18 protein-coding genes and 1 pseudogene are annotated in these 22555 nt (G+C 59.3%); 14 read left to right on the forward strand and 5 right to left on the reverse strand.

What is annotated here, in order from left to right; all coding sequences use genetic code 11:
- Positions 1-93: 93 nt before the first annotated feature.
- Positions 94-2955 (reverse strand): response regulator, encoded by a 2862-nt coding sequence (locus tag ACG33_RS07500; protein WP_083536552.1) that lies wholly within the window; start codon positions 2953-2955, stop codon positions 94-96.
- A gap of 288 nt (positions 2956-3243) precedes the next feature.
- Between ACG33_RS07500 and ACG33_RS07505 the strand changes: the two genes are divergently transcribed.
- The 10 genes from ACG33_RS07505 (at position 3244) to ACG33_RS07550 (ending at position 14504) form a co-directional block, all read left to right on the forward strand.
- Complete coding sequence (locus ACG33_RS07505) at positions 3244-4161, forward strand: response regulator (protein WP_066920050.1); 918 nt, start codon at positions 3244-3246, stop codon at positions 4159-4161.
- Between the two features lie 160 nt (positions 4162-4321).
- Positions 4322-4774: a response regulator gene (locus tag ACG33_RS07510; protein WP_210399214.1), complete on the forward strand. Its 453-nt coding sequence runs from the start codon at positions 4322-4324 to the stop codon at positions 4772-4774.
- Positions 4775-5117: 343 nt separating this feature from the next.
- Positions 5118-5978, forward strand: coding sequence for a hypothetical protein (locus tag ACG33_RS07515; RefSeq protein ID WP_066920054.1), 861 nt, complete (start codon positions 5118-5120; stop codon positions 5976-5978).
- A 263-nt stretch (positions 5979-6241) separates the two neighbouring features.
- A complete protein-coding gene (locus ACG33_RS07520; RefSeq protein ID WP_066920061.1) occupies positions 6242-7204 on the forward strand; it encodes a response regulator in 963 nt (320 codons plus the stop codon).
- Between the two features lie 120 nt (positions 7205-7324).
- Positions 7325-7588 (forward strand): hypothetical protein, encoded by a 264-nt coding sequence (locus tag ACG33_RS07525; protein ID WP_157071701.1) that lies wholly within the window; start codon positions 7325-7327, stop codon positions 7586-7588.
- A 383-nt stretch (positions 7589-7971) separates the two neighbouring features.
- Positions 7972-8676, forward strand: a complete 705-nt coding sequence (locus tag ACG33_RS07530) for a tyrosine-type recombinase/integrase (RefSeq protein ID WP_066920066.1) — start codon at positions 7972-7974, stop codon at positions 8674-8676.
- A 129-nt stretch (positions 8677-8805) separates the two neighbouring features.
- Positions 8806-9921: a non-hydrolyzing UDP-N-acetylglucosamine 2-epimerase gene (gene wecB, locus ACG33_RS07535; RefSeq protein WP_066920068.1), complete on the forward strand. Its 1116-nt coding sequence runs from the start codon at positions 8806-8808 to the stop codon at positions 9919-9921.
- 270 nt (positions 9922-10191) lie between these two features.
- Entirely contained in the window at positions 10192-11001 is an 810-nt protein-coding gene (locus ACG33_RS07540; RefSeq protein WP_210399215.1) for an EAL domain-containing protein, read from the forward strand.
- A gap of 262 nt (positions 11002-11263) precedes the next feature.
- On the forward strand, positions 11264-13243 hold the full coding sequence (locus tag ACG33_RS07545; protein ID WP_066920071.1) for a hypothetical protein: 1980 nt from the start codon (positions 11264-11266) through the stop codon (positions 13241-13243).
- Between the two features lie 289 nt (positions 13244-13532).
- Positions 13533-14504, forward strand: a complete 972-nt coding sequence (locus tag ACG33_RS07550; RefSeq protein WP_066923008.1) for a cytochrome-c peroxidase — start codon at positions 13533-13535, stop codon at positions 14502-14504.
- A 146-nt stretch (positions 14505-14650) separates the two neighbouring features.
- Here the strand turns inward: ACG33_RS07550 and ACG33_RS16900 are convergent, their stop codons facing one another.
- Together ACG33_RS16900 and ACG33_RS07555 are read right to left on the reverse strand one after the other, a co-directional pair.
- Positions 14651-14773 (reverse strand): hypothetical protein, encoded by a 123-nt coding sequence (locus tag ACG33_RS16900; RefSeq protein ID WP_257721749.1) that lies wholly within the window; start codon positions 14771-14773, stop codon positions 14651-14653.
- 31 nt (positions 14774-14804) lie between these two features.
- Positions 14805-16133 (reverse strand): nitrite reductase, encoded by a 1329-nt coding sequence (locus ACG33_RS07555; RefSeq protein ID WP_066920072.1) that lies wholly within the window; start codon positions 16131-16133, stop codon positions 14805-14807.
- Between the two features lie 314 nt (positions 16134-16447).
- On the opposite strand from ACG33_RS07555, the pseudogene groL reads away from it, so the two are divergent.
- Positions 16448-18062, forward strand: a pseudogene (groL, locus tag ACG33_RS07560) (chaperonin GroEL).
- 69 nt (positions 18063-18131) lie between these two features.
- Here the strand turns inward: groL and ACG33_RS07565 are convergent.
- Positions 18132-18749, reverse strand: a complete 618-nt coding sequence (locus ACG33_RS07565; RefSeq protein ID WP_210399216.1) for a GntR family transcriptional regulator — start codon at positions 18747-18749, stop codon at positions 18132-18134.
- Between the two features lie 181 nt (positions 18750-18930).
- Between ACG33_RS07565 and ACG33_RS07570 the strand changes: the two genes are divergently transcribed.
- From ACG33_RS07570 to ACG33_RS07580, 3 genes are read left to right on the forward strand one after another with little or no spacing between them, the layout of a single operon-like run.
- Positions 18931-19677, forward strand: coding sequence for an SDR family NAD(P)-dependent oxidoreductase (locus ACG33_RS07570; RefSeq protein WP_066920074.1), 747 nt, complete (start codon positions 18931-18933; stop codon positions 19675-19677).
- A 53-nt stretch (positions 19678-19730) separates the two neighbouring features.
- Entirely contained in the window at positions 19731-20915 is a 1185-nt protein-coding gene (locus tag ACG33_RS07575; RefSeq protein ID WP_066920075.1) for an acyl-CoA dehydrogenase family protein, read from the forward strand.
- Between the two features lie 5 nt (positions 20916-20920).
- Positions 20921-21979: a phosphotransferase gene (locus ACG33_RS07580; RefSeq protein ID WP_066920076.1), complete on the forward strand. Its 1059-nt coding sequence runs from the start codon at positions 20921-20923 to the stop codon at positions 21977-21979.
- Between the two features lie 112 nt (positions 21980-22091).
- Here the strand turns inward: ACG33_RS07580 and ACG33_RS07585 are convergent, their stop codons facing one another.
- Entirely contained in the window at positions 22092-22475 is a 384-nt protein-coding gene (locus tag ACG33_RS07585) for a VOC family protein (RefSeq protein WP_066920078.1), read from the reverse strand.
- Positions 22476-22555: the final 80 nt, after the last annotated feature.

Below are 22555 nucleotides of genomic sequence, written 5' to 3' on the forward strand. Positions count from 1 at the left end.
TGTGACTCCATGCCTTTATATTGGATACAAGGCGCGGCTGGCGGTGGAAAGGATTCAGGACGGATCTATTGACGATCCCTCAGGTGTGTACCATCAGTCGGAAGCCTGCCGCGCAACGAATTCACCTTCAAATTCCGCCGCTGAGGCTTCGAGCAGCCGCTGCAACGCCTGAGCCTCCTCTCGACGGCCAGCGTGTATGTGCATCTGCAACTCACCGGCCAATCGTTCGATGCGGCGCGCTCCGATCATTCCGGAGGAGCCGAGCAGCGTGTGCAGCTCACGCCGTAACATGGCCTGATCGAATCGCTCGAGGCTTGCGCAAACCGCTCGGATGGTCTGGATAAAGGAGTCGCTGATTCGACGCATGTGAGCACTCTGCCATTGCAGATTCTTCCACAGCTCGTCGAAAATACTTGCATCGACGGCGGGCAGCGTCGCCAGCGTCGCCTCCAGCGCCAGCGCCTGCAGCTTGGAGTGCGGCTCCAACCACTTGCATAACATATCGTTCAGGGCACGCCGCCCGAAGGGCTTGGGAAGAAAATCGTCCATCCCCGCTTCCAGGCAGCGCTGCCGATCCTCCTCCGAGGCGTTTGCGGTCATCGCTATGATCGGAATGCGAGTCGGCAGGATCTGCCTGAGGCGCCTCGTAGTTTCATAGCCGTCCATTTCCGGCATGCAGCAGTCCATGAGGATGATATCGAATGATTGTGCCCGCACGAGTTCCAACGCCTGCGCACCGGATGAGGCGATCGTGGCGGGACACTTCATGGTTTCCAGCATCGCCTGCACGACATACCGGTTCGCGGCGTGATCGTCCACGGTCAGAATTCGTCCGGTCGGATTCCGGAATATCCGCTGGCTCTGTTCATCGGGAACGGGTTCATCGGAAATCTCCAAAGGCAACGCTACGCGAAAAGTCGAACCGGCGGGTCCGCTGGAGAGCAGCGATATCTTGCCTCCCATCATCTTGCAGAGCCCACGGCAGATGGCGAGACCAAGTCCTGCGCCGGCGATTCTATCCCTGCTGGAAGGATTGTCCTGCACGAATGGCTCGAAAACCGTATCGTACTTATCCTGGGGCACCCCGCGGCCGGTATCGATGACATCGATCGTGCAACGATATCCATCGTACGACGCCTTGATTCGAACCGAGCCGGACGACGTGAATTTCAAGGCGTTGCTGACCAGGTTTGTGAGGATCTGCTTGATGCGTTCCGGATCGCCGATGAAAGCCGATGGGATATTCTCCTGTATGTCGGCCGATAACAACAGGCCGAGCCGCCTTGCCCAATCCTGCGATTCCTGGACGACTTGATAGATGGTGTGGCGCAGATCGAATGGCCGGTTATCGAGCGAGAACGATCCGCCGTCGATGCGCGTCAGATCGAGGACATCGTTGGCGATTTTCAGCAGCGAGCGTCCCGCGGAACGGGCGATCTGCAGGCGCTTCTTGCCTTCCACCGACAGCGCTTCCTCCCGCAGCATATCGAGTGTGGCGATCAAGCCATGCAGCGGAGTGCGAAGATCGTGGCTCAAGGCGCTGATGAACGCATCTCGCTGCTGTCGTGCGGCATCCATGGATGTCTCGGCACGCTTCAGGGCCAGTATGCCGCGGCGGGTGGTGCCGCCGTGGCGCAGTTGAATTGCATAGCCGAGCATTCCCTCGGCGGTAAGCTCACGGACGGTGATGGAGAATTCGCGGTTCTTGCCGTCCGCGCATTGCACGGGCGCTTCGGTGGACTGGACGGCGAGAATACGCGGTCCGGCTGACGGATCGGTCGTATCGCCGGCGATGCTCAGCGGGTGGGATAGCATCTGAAAGGACGGTGCCAGCAGGTCGACCGATTGTCCTATCAGTCCATCTAGATCATATCCAAGGCAGTTCGAGGCTGCGCGGCTGACGTATTCGATTCGACCGCGACGATCCGCAATGATCGTGACTTCCGGTGCCCGGTCGATAATGGCGTTCCAACGCGCCAGCACGAGGTCATGCTCGCGGCGAAGCCGCTCCAGAGTAACGGTTTGCTGCTGTGCAATGACGTTTTGTCGTCGCAGCGCATGCACGCCGGCGGCTAGCTTGCTGCGACATTGTTCGAGGCTGTTGTGATAGTGCGTTGTCGTCGTGCGCAGCGACCGCTCGGCCCGCGCTGCTCGCCTTGCACGCCGTGCAAGGGTGCCGAGCGCCAGCGAAATTTCACTTGGCAAGCAGGCTTTAGCTCTTCCACGCCGGCCCTGTTCGTTCGAGACGATGCTGCCGATTGCGCGCGATAGTTGCAGCGCGGCAATGGCGCTAAGAATGTGCGCCGTCAATAGTATCGCACCCATGGCAAGGGCTTCATTGCCGGCGTGCAAGGGGAATTCACGGCCGGCTATCAGTAATGCCGCCGTCGCGACACTGCTGCCGACCACTGCCATGAAAGTCATCTGGCGCCAACCCGGTCGTAGTCGGCGTTTCAGGCGCATCCAGCGGCGCGGCACCAGAAATAGCGCCAGGGTTGCGACGCAAACGGCGCCGCTGCCAACCAAGAGGCTGGAAGATAGATTGAATCCAGATGGATTCCACAAGGCCGCCAGCATGTACGGTGTCAGCAGAATTGCCGTCGCGATCTGCGGGTAACTGCCGCGTCTCAGGATTTCAGCCGCGGCTGGACATGCAAGCAGAATGGTGAACGTCGGCCAGATGGCGGGCGGACTGAGCGCCGCGGCGGTGAGCCCCGCGACCAAGGCGCTCCAAGGGCCAGCGATGACGCCGATGAGCATGACAAGAACCACACAGGCGGCCAGTGGAGCGTCGAGCACCAATGACGCGTCTTCCGCCGTCCATATTTCAAGGAGGTACAGGATAAGGCCTGCAAATACGCCTAACGCGGTACGAATCAGAACGACTTTGGCGAAACTGGCGGCTGTACCGCTTACCGTGCGCGCAAGCAAGTTTGGATCTGTTAAACGGTTCATATTCCAAGGCGCGTGATCGCGGAACAATTCCGCGCCGTCAACATGAGAGGTCTTCCATTGTTTGACCAGAGATGCCCAACAGCGGACGAACCGTGCTGAGGTGATTTCCTGATCTTTGAGTATAAGTAGAGGATATGCAATGAGAAAAAAGGAAACACTGCAATATTGAAGAGCACTGCAACATGGAGATGAAAGAACAAGGAAATCCGATCCGGATTCCAGTGCCGGCAGCACCTGCTGCCTGGATGGCGTAACGGGTCGTATTCTCAGTCTAAGGGGAGTTACTACATGAAAAATATACTCATTCTTGATGATGATGCCACAGTTCTGAGGATTCTGAGCGGAGTCCTTTCGTCAGCCGGGCATGTCTGTCATGAGAGCACCAATCCGGATACGGCACTCGCAACTCTGACCCGGAAGCCGCAGATCACGGTGGTTCTCAGTGATTACTACATGCCGGAAATGAACGGGCTGGAGTTCGTCCAGCACGTCATGGCGCTCGATCGACCTACACCCTACGTGCTGCTGGTAACCGCGCAGCCATCCATACAGATGGTTGTCGAGGCGATGCGCCTGGGCGTATGCGACTTCTTGAGCAAACCGACGACTCCGGCGGAGATCGTGGAAGCGATCGGGCGTGTCAAACAGCGCGCGACGACTGATCGGCTGCAGGATCGCGGCGCACCTGACCTGGGGGAGTTGATCCGCCGTACCCAGAATCTGGCTGCACATCTGCAGAGGCTCGCATCGGCCGAGAACATGCTTTCGTCAACGGGCTCCAGTCCGATCGGGCCTGTGCCATTGCTGCAGACGATGGACACTTTTCGCGAATTAAGAACGCAATGTATTGTGCGCGAGAGGCTCGACGAGGCGGCCTGGGATATGCTTATGGAACTGGCCAGCGCTCAGCGCCGCGGTCAGCGGCTCTCGGTATCCGGATTGATGGTATCCGGATCGAATGTATCAGCAACAACCTTATTGCGGAGAGTAAACAATCTCGTCGAGCGCGAATTCATTGCTCGTACTCCGGATTCTGAGGATGCGAGGCGTCATTTCGTCGATCTGACGCCAAAGGGGCACGCTCTCGTGAGCGGATTTCTCGCCAAACTCGGCGAGCAGCTCTATCCGCGCACCGTCCGTTCCGGCGACCCGTCATGCGTATTCTCGAAGGCATCGACGCGATCCGCCGCCGTCTCCGGCCGATAGAGTCGAAATGGATGCGAATCGCCGGCACCTTGTCGAGACCGGCGTACGGATCCCATTATAGTTAGGCTTTCATCGACCCGGGCTTGCAAGCATTCATTTCGCGCAGAGGCATTCCATGGATCACATCGAATCGAATGTTCGGTTTTCAGGTAATCATGCCGTGGCATTTTCGCGCAGTGTGCCGCCGCAAGAAATTCCGATCGTTCTGATCATCGACGATGATTCGACCGCCCGGCTGACGCTCGCGGCAATGTTGCATCGGGAGGATCGCCGAATAGTCTTTTCCGCCAACGCTGCCGAAGTCCGCGGTCGCTTGGAGAGTATCGATCCGGACGTCATCGTCTGTGATCTTATCATGGAGGGTATGCGCGGAGATGAGCTGTTTCGTTGGCTCAAATCGAACGAGCGATGGCGCCTGACACCCATCATCGCAATCACTCAGATCGATAACCCCGTAGTACGGGCCGATCTGCTGGATGCCGGCGCGGATGCCGTACTATCGAAGAAAGCCACGACCCAGGAGGTACGAGCATACGTCGAAGCAGCGTTGCGTACCCGCAATATGTACAAGACACTGTGCGGACGGACGCTTCAGCTGCCTGAAATGCCTTGAGATTGTGCTGTAAACCCTCGTACTCTCTATTCTGAGAAGACGGCGATGTCATCGCTGCCGCAACGCCGCGCCCTTACAACGTAGGCAATGCATTCAACTCGAATCCGATCGCCCGGCACCAAGATCACCGTCATGTAAAAGTAGCACTCGGCCTCGCCCGAGGTCTCTATCATGGACCTGGGATCCGCCGTTGAAACTTGTCCAGCCAAGTTCTCCCGTCCGACCGCTTGGGAGCAATGAACTCGACGTGATGGGGGAGGTGAACGTTACGTGCCCTGCCGCGGTCCGAAACTATATCGGAACATTGTGCAGATCCGTATGGCCGAACTTCGATCACTCGCGATTGGCGGCCGCCTTCGCACTGTTCGAGCGTTACATTTCCGGTCTGGATCCACGCTATCTGCCACTGGATACGCCTTACCACGATCTACAGCACTCGCTCGACGTGTGTTTGTGCATGACCCGGTTGCTGATCGGACATGATCTTCATGTGACGGCGAATAAAAGACTCGGTGCCGGCGGTGCGCTATTCGGTATCCTGTGCGCCTTGTTCCACGATGCAGGCTATTTGCGCCGGACCGACGAATCTCATGTGGATCATGGGGCGGAGCTGACCCGGATCCACGTTTCCCGCAGCGTACGAGTTCTCGACGGCGTGCTTCAAGAAATCGATCTGGCGCCGCGGTTTCCGGCAGCGCTCGAACTGGTTCATTACACAGGCAACGAGCGAGCGAGCCATGAGATCGATACAGCGGATGCCACCGAGCGTACCTTGGGTCATTTACTGGGAACTGCGGACCTGCTCGCGCAAATGGCCGACCGCTGCTACCTGGAAAAAATTCGCGACAGGCTCTATCCGGAGCTTGTCATTGCAGGGCTCGCAGGCAGGGATAGCAGCGCCTGTCGATCGGCGGAAGAACTCCTGAAGGCGACACCGGCGTTCGTCGATACCGCTTTTAGCGCGCGCCTGGACAGCGTCTTCGGCGGTTCATATCGCTGGATCGAAGGAGTCTGCAATGGAACGAATCCCTACCTCATCTCGATCCACCGCCAGATGAATCATCTGCGGGCGGCTTTTGAGGCGGGCATCTGTCCGAAGTTGCGCCGCGTCCCTCCAGGCAGCGGTCCCGCACATCGGTTCAAGCTCGAAAGCCACTCGATCCATGATGGATCGACCATCGCCGGCATTGCCACCTGCGCTTGAGAGGCGGCGAACCGCCGACGCCGTGGTTGGCGAACCTGCCCCTGACAGCTGCCGGCCATGGCAGCGCTGCTCCAGCCGCCGTATTGCATCCAGATTGAAACAGAAGTTTCACGAAAGTGGAAATGGAATGGATAGATTCCTAAGACGAACGCGCAGGATGAGTCAAGACTCCGTCTAACCCAGGATTGTGTGCCGGTGCCACGTCGTTTCGGAAAATCATGACCGATTTGTACTCAAGCAGAGGGGATGCTCTCCGGCCGGCAATGATCGGCCGAGTTCATCAGCCTGCTCCGGCCGCTCCACGGCTGCTCCTGGTCGATGATGAGCCGCGTTCGCTGCGTCTTCTGCGTAGAATACTTATACCGGCCGATCGGCATTGCCTCGCATTTCAGAATGCGAATGCCGCGCTCGCCGCCCTGCGTGAGCATGAGCAGATCGAGGTGATCATCACGGATCTGCGCATGCCGGAGATCGACGGGCTGGATTTCATCCAACGGGTGCGCAAGCAATTCGTCGAACGGCGATGGCTGCAGTTCATCATCGTGACGGGGCAGGCGTCGGTCGATACCGCGGTATCGGCGCTGCGTCTGGAGGCGATCGACTATATCTTCAAGCCGGTATTGCCGCAGAACCTGCTGGCAGCTGTTCGCCTGGCAACACAGAAGAGTCACTCGTCGAGCTTGCATTCCGAGTATGCCGGTGCGCTCCGCGGTGAACAGTTACTCTCTCTTGCTCAAGCCGCCCGCTCGCTGGCAATGGAGCTAGGCAAGATCACTCAGGGAGCATCTTCCGGTTCGATGACGAAGGACACGGTGCCTGCGGCAATCGGCGCCGAACGAGCGAGTGCCGACATGAAGTCCTACATGCAGAATCGCACCCAGCACCAAGAGTCGCTGCGTTACCTGGTGGCCTTGCAGGAAGCACGGAGCAGTATCTTTGGAGAGGCGTTACTGCCCGACGCGGCCTGGGAGATGCTGGTGGAGCTGATGCTGGCAAAACTGACGGGCCAGCGAATTGCGGTGACCAGTCTTTGCCTGGCATCCAAAGTTCCGGTGACCACTGCACTAAGGAGGATCGATGATCTGCTTGCTGCCGGTCTGGTAGAGCGCTTTCCCGACCTATCCGATCGCCGTCGATCATACATAGCACTGAGCGATACGGGACAGCAGAAAATGCGGGATTTCCTCGCCCGGGTCGCCGCGCGGATGGATCTCATACCGCCCTGAGAAACCTGTACTCGGTGAAGGACGGAGATGAGCGGTCTGATCTCAAGGCGAAGCCAGGACGAAAGCTCAGTGTAAGTGGTTGGCAGATGTGCCGGCGTCAATAAACAAGGAGGACGCAAAGTGATTTCGAGCGGACAGATGGACGTCGAGATGATGTGCGGTTTGATGCACGACATCAACGACGCACTCAACGTGGCGGTAGGAAACCTGGATCTCGCGCTGGAGGCATCGACATTGGGGCGCTGCAACCGGCTGTGCCTGGAGGAAGCGCTGCACAGCTGCCTCGAGATAGCAGAGTACATGGTGCGCTTGCGGTGTGAGCTGCGAACATATTCGCCTGCGGTACAGGCCTCCCGGCCAACCTCGAGCACCATTGAGAACTAGGCGGCGGATTTCATCCACATTGAATGCGGTTGTTCGTTACAAGGGGCGCCTCGAGAATCAATTTCGAGAGTCAATTGTGGCAGGAATTCTTTATTGTGCACTATGGGTAATACCGTCAAATCGAACCCTTATCAGAAGCAAAAAATCGCTGCCGATCAGATAATGGCTATTAACGGAAGCTGACCAACTCTTCAGATGAATTCTTCGGAGGCGGTAATGACATCTGACATCATGGTATCGAAACGATCGATATCGACATTACCCAAGCATTTGGCGAAACCAGGTGCTCTGTGGTCATGAACGTCCCTATGGTTGCCGCAGCGAAGGAGCCGCGGACGATGGTGAGGAGGCCGTACTCAACGGCTGCGGATGATTGGCGTGAGTTGACAGATACGCTGATCGAGAGATATCTCGATGTGCTTGTCGTCGAGTACCACATCGGCGCCGCGACACGTGCCGCGCATCGTCTGGATCTACTAAATCTGGAACGATGGCTCGGTCGTCACTCCAAATCATCTTTGGTCGATGTTACGGACACAGCTCTTGTACGCTATCTGAGCAAGGAACTCGCTCGTTCGCCGACACTTGCTGTACGCCGGCGGCGTACGATGCGTCGTTTTTACGCCTGGCTCAAAGATGTTGGATGTCGCGACGACGATCCCATGCAAGGACGGCGCATGCGCAATTGGTGGACCACGCGAGCGAAGATCCATATACCGCCGCGTCAAGCTCGCCGTCTGGAACTCGCGCTGACATCGCGCAATCAGATGATAGTTGCCTTGATGCTGAGCTGCGGTCTGGAGGCTCGCGACATAGCGGCCCTGAAACTACGCGATCTCGTATTGAACGAGAGGGTGCTGTTGTCACAAAACCGGCGTATCGAACTGCGTCCGGTGTTGTTGAAAATGCTACAGCAATATCTGGATAACGCCCGGCCGCGTCTCTTAAGGGTCCATGATAGCGAGTACGTCTTTCTATCGCCGGTGGGTAGCCCGCTATACCCGGCCATGTTGCGCGACACCGTCGCGAGTCTGACCGGCAAATTCTGGCGCTCTCGGAAGCGGGAGGAACGCAGTGCGATTCATTAAACCGCCGCTGGAGTGCATTATTGCTCTGCATCGCCTGCCGTAGACGAAATCCAACGGCTTCCTTCCGGTCCTCCTTCGCTGTTCAATCATGGCGCGCAATCGGAGTTTTTTCACCTTGGCAAACTACCGATGAATTGTCGTGTTCATCTGATCGCTGCGGCGCGACCGAATTTCATGAAGATCGCGCCTCTGTACCATGTGTTGGCGGAACAGCCATGGATCGACGCGCGGATCGTCCATACGGGACAGCACTACGACCGCAATATGTCGGAAAATTTTTTTTTGGATCTAAGATTGCCGGATCCACACTTTCATCTCGAAGTCGGCAGTGGCACACATGCGGAACAGACGGCGAAGGTGATGGTCGCTTATGAGAAAATTTGCAGTAGACGGTCAAGACCCGACTGGACCATCGTCGTTGGTGACGTCAACTCGACTATAGCTTGCGCATTGGCAGCAACAAAGCTATGGATTCCGGTGATACACCTCGAAGCAGGACTGCGCAGCAGCGACCGACGTATGCCGGAGGAAATCAATCGGCTGGTCACAGATGCGATCTCGGATGTATTGTGGACACCCTCGCCGGATGCTGACGAGAACTTGCTTCGCGAGGGCGTGGCACCGGAACGTATCGATCGTGTCGGTAATATCATGATCGACTCGTACGAGATGATGAGGCCGCAGATCGAAGCGGCGCCAGGTCCACGGAAATTCGGCCTGCGGCGAGGAGAATATGCCGTCGTAACGCTGCATCGACCGTCGAATGTCGATCAGCGCGAAACGCTGGTAAGCCTCGTGACACAGCTGCATTCGACCTCGGCATATCTACCTCTGCTATTTGCGGTGCATCCGCGGACTCGCAAGAAACTCGTAGAGTTCGGGTTATGGGCTTCGCTCGAATCCAATCCCAGCCTGCGACTCACCGAGCCCCTCGGCTACGTGGAGTTCATGGCGCTGGTGAGCGCGGCGCGTTTGGTGATTACCGATTCTGGAGGGGTCCAGGAGGAATCGACCTATTTGGGGATTCCTTGTTTGACGCTGCGAGAGAATACGGAGCGTCCGATCACTGTAATGCAGGGAACCAATCGCCTGGTGCCATCGCATTTACTCACCGCTAATGTGCAGGGCGTACTACGAGGTGAATGGGCCAAAGGCATGTGCCCACAGAGTTGGGATGGACGTACGGCGCTTCGTTGTCTAGCCGCCTTGAAGCGCCGACACGAAGCGATGGTGGCAACTCACTGACAGGGCGATCCACGCCGATGTCGGCAGCGTCAGCGGCATCGTGCGAACCGCGTCTTGATCGACGGGAGATGGCTTTGAAAGTACAGTTCTTCGACCAAGAGGAGGCATCGGCAGCTTGTGCAGTGTGGCGGCGCAGGCGCTGTGGCTGGTGGGTGCCATGCAGGATCCCGGATGCCCTGCAAAGCGATCCGCCGAGATTCGTTTCACGAGCGGCCGCACGAGCTTACTGAGATGGGCTACTCGCGCCACTGGCGGCGAGGGACGGCCGGGATGAAGCGGGAATTACTTGAGGCCGTAGCCGAACGGCGCTTGAATTTGCATTACCAGCCCAAGTTTCGATTGGATAGCGGCGAACTCCAAGGGGTGGAGGCGCTGCTGCGTTGGCGCAGCGAGAGTGGCGCATGGATCGCCCCGGCAGTGTTCACGCCGATCTTGGAGAGAAGTGGCGCGATCCACGAAGTCTGCCACTGGGTATTCGAACGCGCAGCAACCGATAGCGCCTATTGGCTGCAATGCGGTCATGACGTGCGGCGAATTGCGATCAATATCTCTCCGGTGCAGCTGCGCGGTAGAGATGGGCCGCTCTCCATCCTGGATCTATGCACGGACTGGCCTGCCGGAAAAGTACAGCTCGATGTCGAGCTGACGGAATCGGCATTGATAGCGAATAACCGTGAGGTTGTGGATCTGTTCAAGCGCCTTTCGGAGCGGAACGTCATCGTCGCGTTGGATGACTTCGGCTGCGGCTATTCGTCGTTGAGCCTGCTCGCCGATCTGCCGGTCGATCATCTCAAGATCGATCGAACCTTCACATCGCTTTTATTGTGCAACCGGCGCGTCGAGAAGGTCGTACAGGCGATAGTCGGCCTGGCGCACGAACTGGGGATGAAAATCGTCGCCGAGGGGATTGAGACTATCGATCAGTTAAACCGGGTGCGGGCGCTGGGTATCGAGATCGGACAAGGATTTCTGTTCAGCCGGGCGCTCGACCGGGAGTCATTGCTGGATTTTCTTGCGCTGGCGACGCCTGCGCTGCAACGATCTCGCGGCGCGCATGGCTCCAGCATTTCACGTGTGTGATCCCGACAGCTGCAGATGGTAGAGGTACTTGTCCGCCATCAGCCCGGTGATGAAACCGGCATCCGCGCGGCTGCCTTCGCTGGTTCGGAGATGAGGCCGAATCCGGCACAAATCTTGCGGCGTGAACGGATCGCAACCGGGTAGCTGGAGGTTTGATCCATTTCGAATTGCACACGCGGATCCCAGTCGTAAATAGATCAAGTTTCCACAGGCGGTGCCGATACCCGGAGTTTGTATTCCACCTCATCACGGCGGATTGCTCATGAGCGCCTTTCCTCGCCTCTCGACGGCGGCAGCGACGTTGCTTTTGACCCTCGGCGCATTGGCGGCGAATGCACAGACCGCGAGTTGCGATTCATCGGCGCTGCTCTACTCGGCCAAGGACTATGCCGCCTTGCAGGATCGCATGCAACGCCGTGATTTCATCCGCGCCGAACTGGCGACGATCTGGAGCGAAATCAATCAGAACGTGTCGTGGTACGCCAATCTCTACGGTGTCGCCGACTACGGCAATGCCTTGGGCGTCCCGAAGGCCGAGGCGATCGAACGCGCCTTGGCCTTGTCGGCGACACAACGACTGCAAGCGCTGCAGGGTCGGCCGTTCAACGCCCAGCGTGTCAATCGCGTATTGAGCGACATGAAGACGGGAAGAAATTTCGGCGCCCGCATGGCGCAAGCGCTGAATGCAGCGAGCGTCGGCGTCGATACGGTCAACCTCTTCTACAACATGTCGAATGCGCTGCAGAGCGGCGATCGCGCCGCCAAGGTTGCGACGTTGAGTTCATCGATGTCGTTGGGCCGCGCCTGGCTTGCTGCGAATTGGGAAGCCGCCATGGGCCCGATGATGGGCATGGTCGGAGTGCTCGACTATTCGCTCAACGCCTTCGGCGAGAGCGCGTGGGCGCGGTATGAAGACTATTTCTGGAACGGCTATCGCAACTATACGCGGCGTCGCTGGAAGCTCGATCCCAAGGACTGGCTCGATGTCTGGGTCAATGAGGGTCAGGCGGGTATCGATCGCCGCTTGGCGGACTTTTGGAACGACCCGGATGGTCTGGGTGTCGACTATCTCGTATACGAATACCGTCAGCCTGGAACCGCCGAGAACTTCATTCCGATTGCGCGTTCCGGCTATGCCGTCGCTGAATATCGGAAGGCATTCGCTGCGCGCTACATGATCGAGCTGATCGAACCGTTGCTCGCACAGGCGCTGCATGAACAGGCGCAGGAAGCCATGTTTGCGGCGATGGACGAATTCGCGAAGCATTGCAGCTACGGCCTCGCCGAGGCCGAGGCGATCGAGGCGGCCTACCTGCTGCTCGAAGCGAATCCCGGCCCGACGTTCAAGACGGCGTCCTGTCCGGCGCCGATGCCGTTTCAACCCGGCGTCGACGGCCAGATCGCAAAGGACGTGGACGATAAAAGGCTGCGGGCGTTGCGCAGCGATTTGAATGTACTCGCGGCGTCCGAAGGCTACGATCTGTCGAGGCTTGAACACACGTTCAAGGCCAATTTAAACAAACGTGGTCTACTGACCGACGTCGCGAGCGAATTCTCCACTCGGGAACTCGCACCGCGCACGGTCGTATCCGCACACGCCTCGGGTATCGACGTGCTGATCCCCCCCGCGTTGCTGATGAGCGTCTGGTCCGGCGAACCCACGTCTTTGACGGGAAGTTTCCGCACCGCCTACATCGCCTTCGGCAAGGCACTGGCACAATTGGCGCCGGAAATTCTCGGTGATCATTTCGGATCGGTACGCGTCATTACGCGGTTCGAAGACGCCGACAGTCCGCTGATTTTGAACCTTACCGGCTTTGATCTTTCCTATCGTCACCGGCTGGGCGTCTGGCGCGGCGGCGTTTCAGGCGTCGGCAAACTTGGCATTGCAGTATGTTTTGAAGGCAAGAACATCCATCAAGGCGAACTTCAAACCGAGGAAAGCGAGATCTATCGCACGATCAAGAGCGTGACGCTGCACTTCAGCGACGTCGTCGCGCTCATGGCCTCTGACGTGGTGCGTCAGGCGCTCGATCTTGCCGCAGAGCAAGTCAATGTACAAAGCGATGAACGCCTGCACGAATTTCTCGCCACCACCGCGGGTGAGCGTGGCTCATCCATCGGCGCCATCGAAGTCACAGGATTACCGAACAAGGATACTTCGATGCGCGAAGACAGTGTGCGTCAGTTCATTTTCGCCATTGAGGAAACAATCGATGATGTAGCTCAGCCGCACGACTGAATGAACGAGCCGCGGCATGTTATCGAGCATGCAGGCGAAACACCTGTTCCGTAAACGCATCGTGCTTTCTCAGGCCGGGCTCGTCGAACGGGTGTTGTGGCAGGTGCCGCGGTCCGTGAAAGGCCGCCCGAAAGAGGGATCATACGGTGTCCACTTTATTCGACAGAGCTGATATCTTTCGGTCTGCGGGCGCATGCCGGTTACTTCGGAGCGCTGCGGAAAGGAACAGAACGGGGACCTCGAAATGAATATCTCTGCAATAGGCCGCGGCAGCGCGTGGCTGCTGGCCATGACCGTCGCGCTGGCATCTACGCACTCGCCGGCATCCACGCGGACCGCCGAACCGGTCTCGCCGATCCAGGCGACGGAGATTCGCCATCCGGCGCGAGTGGAGCTGGGTAAAAAACTCTTTTTCGATCCGCGGCTGTCGCGTTCGGGCTTCATATCCTGCAATTCCTGTCACAACCTGAGCATGGGCGGTTCGGACAACCTGAAGACCTCCATCGGCCACAAATGGCAGATGGGCCCGATCAATTCGCCCACTGTGCTCAATTCCAGCTTGAACGTCGCCCAATTCTGGGACGGCCGGGCAAAGAGTCTTGCGGAACAGGCGGGTGGACCGATCGCCAATCCCAAGGAGATGGCGTTCACACATGATCTAGCCATCGATATGCTGCGTTCTATTCCACAATACATCGAAGAGTTTCGCGCGGTGTTCGGCACCGAGCAATTTACCATCACTGAAGTGACGGAGGCGATTGCCGCGTTCGAAGAAACCTTGGTGACGCCGAACGCCCGTTTCGACAAGTGGCTCGAGGGCGATGATGATGCGATCAGCGCGCAGGAGCTGAACGGCTATCAGCTCTTCAGGAACAGCGGTTGCGTGGCCTGTCACCATGGGCCGAATCTCGGCGGCACCTCGTTCCAGAAAATGGGTATCGTCGAGCCCTATACGACCGATAATCCGGAAGAAGGCCGCATCGCGGTCACCGGCGAGGATGCCGATCGCTTCAATTTCAAGGTGCCGACGCTTCGTAACGTGGAGCTTACTTATCCGTATTTCCACGATGGGGCAGCCGACACCCTGAGCCAGGCGGTAGATATCATGGGCCGTATCCAACTGGGCCGGAAGTTCACGCCGCAAGAAAATACCGACATCGTCGCGTTCCTGAAAACACTCACCGGCGATCAGCCGCAGGTCATCCTGCCGATCCTGCCGCCCTCGAGCGATATGACGCCGCGGCCCGCGCCTTTTGAGTGAGACGCGTATCAAGTACGGCTACACGAGATTGCCAGAGGACGGGCCTCCGCCCAGGAGGACGGCACCGCTCAGGGAGGAAGGGCCTGCGCCGGCTTGAAAGTACCGTCTATCCTACGTGCCGCGTAATGCGGCACGCGGCACGAGCGCTACGGTACCGGCGGCTGTAGCCCGACCACGACCGTACGTGCCCGGACGCGCGAGAAAACACCCGCCGATACATCCACCGGAATCGATTTCACGCGCTTCAGCGTGTGCGAATCGAAGATCACCAGCTGTCCACCAGGTGCTCCGAGGCTCCGGTCACCGCGATACCGACTGCAACTTGTTTGCGTTCGGACCGGTGCCGACGATATCGACGATCACGAAGGGGGCGTTCGGATGCGCTGCCGGTGATTCGGTCGGGCCGATGACGGGAATACGCTTTACCACCTCGAAGCTGTTCATATCGAAAACCGTCACTTCGTAGCTTCGACAGTCTGCCTCGCCGATATTGGTGCCGATGCCGAGCAGACGTTCATTCCAGCGGATCACCGCGCCTGAGCCCAGATGCGGCTGACAGCCGGCGGGTATCTTGCGAACGATGCGTGCTTCGGCCAGATCGATCACCGCATTCAGATGATCCTCATACGAGGAAACGACGAAATGGCGTCCGTCAGGCGAAAGGAAACCGTCGTGCAAGTGGCGACCGACATCGCTTACCGTCTTTATCGGCAGATCCGGCTCGTCAAGATCGATGATCCATACCTGTCCCGCCTGCTCGAGCGCCACCACGAACCAGTTGGCAAACGGCGTCGCCGTGATGATGCCGGCATCGGCCTCGACCATTCGGCCCTCGGGATCGACTCCGCGAAGCTCGATCAGGCGTCGCGGCTCCAGCGTCGCCGCATCCAGGATCACCATCGTGTGCGGGACATAGGATCCCGCAGCTACGTAGCGCCCGTCGCGCGAAACGGCCAAAGACGTACCATTGAGTCCCGCGCGCACCTTGCGCACCGTCCGCATCGAATAAAGATCGATCTTGTGCACCCAGCCGGCATCATCGCGCACATAGGCCCAGCGCGGTTCGGTCGGATGAAAGTCCAGCAAATGCGGCGCGAAACCGGTGGGAACCTCGCCGACCTTGCGATGCCTGCGCCCGTCATAAAAAAGAACTTTGGATTCCGGGCCGGCCGAATGCCGGCCACGTGAAACCACACCCATCAGATCATCGATATGGTCGATCCGGTAGCGAGGGGCGGATGGCAGCATGGATTCATCAGCGACGAGCACCTGCAGCGATGCGCGCACCTCGGCGAGGCTCCAGTTCAGCCTGCGCTTCGGCTGGGTGGCGATGAGTTCGGCAAGGATCTTGTTGTCCGCCGAACTCAGTGAACCGCGCCAGGAGGGATGTTGCGGCATCAGCGTGGGCGGTGCGCCGGCAAGGATCTTTCCGGCGATCTGCGCCCGCGTGAGCGTGGTCTCGTCACGATTGAGCGCCGGACCGATGTAACCGCCACGATCGGCGCCATGACAGACGGCGCAGTGCTGCTCGAAGAGGTGCTCGGCCTGCGCAAGGTCGAAAGCCTGGGACGCCAGCGGAGCCGCCCACAGCGCAAAAAAAATCCCCATCAAACACATCTTGAAACGCATCTTTCTCTACATCCCTCTACCCGTAAAATCCGCTCAGAGGTGATCGTACCGGCGATTGGTGCTGATCCCGAGTATGCGCATGCCGGCGCGGTCATGTCCACGGAGGAATCCCGCGACTCGATGCCGGATGCGCACCATCAAACGATTCCCGCATGGGCGCCGGAGCATACCGGCGACAAGCGGTTGCCTGCTCGGCGCGCTCTGCGGCAGTAGCCTGGGCCGCAGGGAGGAATACGCAGACTCATGCATATTTTCCCTAAGGCCGTCGGTAGCACCGGCCGGCATAATTCGCCGGGGGCTTCGGGAGTACGCATATGGCGCACAAACAAATCCGTTTCCAGTCGGCCGCTCGTGACAAGATCCTGCGTGGCGCCACACAGCTGGCCGATGCAGTGCGCATCACCCTGGGTCCGAAGTCAAAATCCGTACTTATCCAAAGATCCTGGGGAGCGCCGCTGGTGTGCAACGACGGCGTGACCATTGCCAAGGAAACGGAATTGAGCGACCCCGAGGAAAATCTCGGTGCGCAGATGCTGCGTCAGGCGGCAGAAAAAACCGGTGAGGTGGTCGGTGATGGTACCAGTACCGCGACCATTCTGGCGCATGCCATCCTCGCCGACGGCGTGCGTAACGTCACTGCGGGAGCAAGTGCCATCGATCTGAAACGTGGGCTGGATCGTGCGCTCAGGACGGCGGTGGAGGCGCTCAAGGAACAGTCACGTCCGGTCGCGAGCCGCGGAGAAGGAGCAGGTCGCGACCATCTCTGCCCATAATGACCAAGCGATCGGTGAGCTGGTTGCCGAGGCAATGGAGAAGGTCGGCGAGGAGGGCGTAATCACGGTCGAAGAGTCGCGCACCACCGAAACCACGCTCGAAGTCGTCGAAGGCATGCAATTCGATCGCGGCTACATGTCGCCGTATTTCGTTACGGATACGGACAAGATGGAAGCCGTGCTCGAGGACGCTTTCGTGTTGCTGACCGATCGCAAAATCAACATCATGAAGGATCTCATCGCGCTGCTGGAGCAGGTTGCCAAGAGTGCACGGCCGATCCTGCTCGTCGCCGAGGAAATCGAAGGCGAAGCGCTTGCGACCCTCATCGTCAACCAGATCCGCGGCGTGCTGAAGAGCACCGCCGTGAAGGCGCCCGGCTTTGGCGACCGGCGCAAGGCCATGCTGCAGGACATGGCGGTGTTGACCGGCGGCCAACTCATTTCCGAGGAATTGGGCTTCAAACTGGAAGATGTGACCCTCCAGCAGCTTGGGCGTGCCAAGCGCGTCGTGGTGGACAAGGACAGTACCACCCTCATCGGCGGTGCCGGCGATCACAAGGCAATCCAAGCGCGCCTGGCGCAGCTCCGCCGCGAGATCGACAAGGCGGCCAGCGACTACGACAAGGAAAAACTGGAAGAACGGCTCGCAAAACTATCCGGCGGCGTAGCCGTGATCCGCGTGGGCGCTCCGGCGGAGTCGGAAATGAAGGCAAAGAAAGATGCACTGGATGATGCGATCAGCGCCACCAAGGCGGCCGTTGCCGAGGGCGTGGTTGCCGGTGGCGGGCTGGCGCTGCTCAAATGCATTGCCGGTGTCGGCGCTCTGGAAGCGCAATGCGAGGGCGACGAACGCACCGGCGTGCAGATCCTGAAGCGTGCACTGGATGCGCCGGCACGTCAGATCGCCGTGAACTCCGCCGTTGACGGCGGCGTCGTCGTGAACAAGATGCTCGAAGCACCCGCAAATATCGGCTTCGATGCTGCGCGCAACTGCTACGTCGATCTGTTCGAGGCTGGCATCATCGATCCGACCAAGGTCGTACGCATCGCACTGGAGAACGCCGTATCGGTCGCCGGTGTGCTTTTGCTGACGGAGGCGACCATGACGGAGATTCCGGTCGAGAAGCCGACCGCACCGACCGCGCCGGAAATATAAAGATCGCGAAGATCGTGCCGGGCAAAGTCCACCCCAAGGCCTGTCCGAACGGCCTTCAATGTCCGGGCATTACTCGAGCGATGCCGCGGCGTTGGCGGCGGCCGAAAGTTCCTGGATCAGGTGTCGCACACGCCTGACGTGTTGCCGGGCGGCGGCTTCGGCGCTACGGGCATCTCCAGTAATGACCGCCTGGCAGATCCTCCGGTAATCCTCGAAGCGGGCATCCTGGAGGAGCGAGGAGCGATACTGTAAATAGACGATGTGCATATTCATCGCGCCGAAATGCCGATCAAGCTCGCCATTGGCGGCGATGTCCAGCAAGGCCCGATAGAAACGCCGCCTCATGCGGCTGAACGCGTCGGGATCGCGACTGAGTGCACAATCCGACATTTCGGACAGCACAGCCTGCATTCGCGGCAGATGCACGAGGCCGTCGAAGTTTCGCGCGGCGAGACGGGCCAGCAAGGCCGTCATCGCCTCGGCAACTTCCAGCACGTCCAGCGTTTCCTCGAGCGTCAGCCGCCGGATCGACGGTGAGCGATTGCGGCTGAGATCCACGATCCCCATAGCTGCGAGCCGCTGGATGGCCTCCCGTGCCGCGTTGCGGCCAACGCCGAAACGCTGCGCAATTTCAGTTTCGATCAGCCGCTGGCCGGGAACCAGCCGCTGCTGCTCCAAGTCTCGCATGATGCCGGACGATACGCGTTCCGATGCACTGACCGGCACCGATCCCCGGGAAGTGACGGATAAGCGGGTGTCATGCACGGGCGAAGATGTAGCTCGATTAACCATAGGCTTGATTGTATCATTAAATTGTTCCACAATCTAATCCTGCTAGATTAGGACACTCAGATTAGGACAGTCTGTAATGATTAACCTGTCGGGTAAGGCGGCACTGGTCACCGGCGCATCCAGTGGCTTGGGAGCGCATTTTGCACAAGTGCTCGCGCGCGCCGGCGCACACCTCGTTCTGGCTGCGCGCCGCGAAGACACGCTGAAGCGTGTGGCGGAGCAAATCAATGCCGCCGGCGGCATTGCCACCTGCGTCAAGCTCGACGTCACTGATTCCGCCGGCGTAAGGGCGCTGGAGCCCGTGCTGAGCGACGTTGATATCGTCGTGAACAATGCCGGCGTAGTGCATTCCGCCGCCGCGCTGGAGCAGCGCGAGGAAGATTGGGATGCCGTAATGGATACCAATCTCAAGGGCATGTTCCTGGTGGCGCAGGCGGCAGGCCGAGCCATGCGCTCTGCGGGGAGGGCGGGTTCGATCATCAATATTGCTTCGATCGCCGGACTGCGGCAGGCGGGCAATATCCTGCCCTACGCGGTCTCCAAGGCTGGAGTCATCCAGATGACCAAGGTTCTGGCGTTGGAATTCGCGCGTTTCGGCATTCGTGTCAACGCGCTTGCGCCGGGCTATCTGGAAACCGATCTCAACCGTGATTTTTGGAGCACTGCACAAGGCAAGGCGATGCTCCGGCGGATTCCACAGCGGCGGCTGGGCCGACTCGAGGAACTCGACGGACCGTTGCGGCTGCTGGCGTCCGATGAATCCAGCTTCATGACCGGTTCCGTGCTGGTCATCGACGGCGGCCACCTGGTGAGCAGTCTTTGATCCTTTGAGCCGCCCAACGATCCCGACAATCCGAGCCCGACCGGAGTGAAACCATGACAGAAGATATCCGCGAATTTGCCCACAAGGTGGAGACCTTCATCCGGGAGGTGGTCATCCCGTACGAAAAGGATCCGCGCCGCGACAGCCATGGCCCGAGCGACGAACTGGTCATGGAGCTTCGAGAGAAGGCTCGAGCGGCAGGGGTACTGACGCCGCATATTCGTCCGGACGGCACTCATTTGAGCCAGCGGGACACGGCCACGGTGCTCAGGAAGACCGGCTTGTCGTTGCTGGGGCCGGTGGCCTGCAACACCATGGCGCCCGATGAGGGCAATATGTTCCTGCTGGGAAAGACCGCCAGCGCGGCGCAAAAGCAGCGCTTTCTTGAGCCTCTGGTGGCGGGTCGCGCCCGATCCGCCTTCTTCATGACCGAGCCCGCCGAGGAGGATGGCGCCGGCTCCGATCCATCCATGCTCAAGACCCGTGCCGAGTTGCAAGGCGATCACTGGGTCATCAACGGCCGCAAGGCGTTCATCACCGGCGTCAAAGGCGCGAAGATCGGCATCGTGATGGCCAATACCGGCACGCCGGAGAAGCTTGCGGCAACCATGTTCCTGGTGGATTTGCCCAATCCTGCGCTGAAGATCGATTGTGTTCTCGACACCATCGATAATTCGATGCCCGGGGGACATGCGGTGATTACCATCGAGAATCTGCGTATTCCCCACGACCAGGTGCTGGGCTCGCCGGGCGAGGGCTTCAAACTGGCTCAGGTCCGGCTTTCTCCGGCGCGGCTGTCGCATTGCATGCGCTGGCTCGGAGCATGCATCCGCGCCCAGGAGATCGCCACCGCCTATGCCTGCAGGCGCCGGGCTTTCAGCCAGCTGCTGATCGATCATGAGGGCGTGGGATTTCAGCTGGCCGACAACCTTATCGATCTGCAGCAGGCTGAGCTGATGATCGATTGGTGCGCCGGTGTGCTCGATGGCGGTTCCCTGGGTACGGCCGAGAGCTCCATGACCAAGGTGGCGGTTGCGGATGCCCTGTTTCGCGTGGCCGACCGTTGCGTCCAGGTCATGGGCGGCACCGGTGTCATCCGCGATGCGATCGTCGAACAGGTCTTTCGCGAGGTACGTGCATTCCGTATTTACGACGGACCGACGGAAGTGCACAAGTGGTCGCTGGCAAAAAAGATCAAGCGCGAACATCTCAAGGCTGTGGCGCGAGGTTCGGCGTGACGGCGATGGAGGAGGCCAATCTCGGCACCTCGGCGGTCCGGAACGCCTACCGGTTCGACGAGGTGCGGCTGGACGGATGGCTGAGCGAGCATATCGCCGACTATCAGGGACCGCTGTCGGTGGAGCAGTTCAAGGGCGGACAGTCCAATCCCACCTATAAGCTAGTGACGCCGGCTCGTTCCTACGTGCTGCGCCGCAAGCCGCCCGGAGCATTGCTGAAGGGCGCTCATGCAATCGAGCGTGAAGCGCAAGTACAGGGTGCGCTGCGCTCCACCGGCTTTCCGGTACCGCAGGTCTACGGCGTATGTCTCGACGATGCCGTGATCGGGACATGGTTCTACGTGATGGAACTCATCGAGGGACGCATTTTCTGGGATGCGAGTTTTTCGCAGGTGGCACGCGAGGCAAGGCCGGCATATTTCGCCGCCATGAACGAAACGATGGCGCGCCTGCACAGCGTGGATTACGCAGCCATCGGTTTGTCCGACTATGGACGTACCGGCGAGTATTTTTCCCGGCAGATCTCCCGTTGGTCCAGGCAGTACATCGAGGATACGGCAGCCGGGCGAAACGCCGACATGGAGCGGCTGATCGAGTGGCTGCCGGCGCATATTCCTCCCGGTGATGAAACCAGCCTCGTGCATGGCGATTATCGCTGCGACAATCTGATCTTCGATCCGCTCGAGCCGCGCGTCGTCGCGGTGCTGGACTGGGAGCTGTCGACGCTGGGCCATCCGCTGGCTGATTTCGCCTACCATGCCATGATGTATCGTATGCCGCCGAATATCGTGGCGGGACTGGCAGGCGTCGATCTGGCGGCACTCAATATTCCCTCCGAGCAAGACTATATCGCGAGCTATTGCCGCCACACCGGGCGGATATCGATTCCCGCATACGATTTCTACCTGACATTCAGCTTCTTTCGTCTAGCCGCAATATTCCACGGCATCAAGGGACGGGTAGCTCGCGGTACGGCCGTTTCCGCCAATGCACGCGAACGCGCCCAATCGTTTTCGACGCTTGCCGCCCTGGCCTGGGAACAGGCGCGGCGCGCCCGGGTGTAGTTGATATCCACCGGTTTCGCCGCGGCTGTCCTTAGCGCGGCGAGGCATGCGGATTCGAGGATTCGTTGATCGGCTGTCGAGCGCCCGCGCTGACAGCGATCCCGGCCAGCCGTCAGATGCGAAGGCGGTGCAGCGCGCAAATCTTGTTGCCTGCAGGATCGCGCAAATAGGCAAGATATAACTGGCCGAAGCTGCCTTCACGTATCCCCGGTGGACTTTCGCAGGCGATCCCGCCATTGGCCAGGCCTGCGGCATGCCAGGCATCGACTGCCTCAGGGGAGCCCGCCTTGAAGCCGATCGTACCGCCGTTCGCCGCGGTTGCAGGTTGGCCATCGATGGGGCGGGTGATCATAAACATGCCCGTCGAGGTCGCATAGATGGTCCGGCCCTGATCATCGACCGCACCGGGCGCTATCCCCAGGGTACCGAGCGCTGCATCATAGAATCTGCGTGAAACTGCAACGTCATGGGCTCCAATCATGATGTGGCTGAACAAAGTAATCTCCTCCTCTGGCTGTGTTGCGGTTAAGAACTTCCAACCAGAAGCATACCGCCATCGGGACGCAGGCGCTCGAG

Source organism: Steroidobacter denitrificans (assembly GCF_001579945.1).
Classification (GTDB): Bacteria; Pseudomonadota; Gammaproteobacteria; order Steroidobacterales; family Steroidobacteraceae; genus Steroidobacter; species Steroidobacter denitrificans.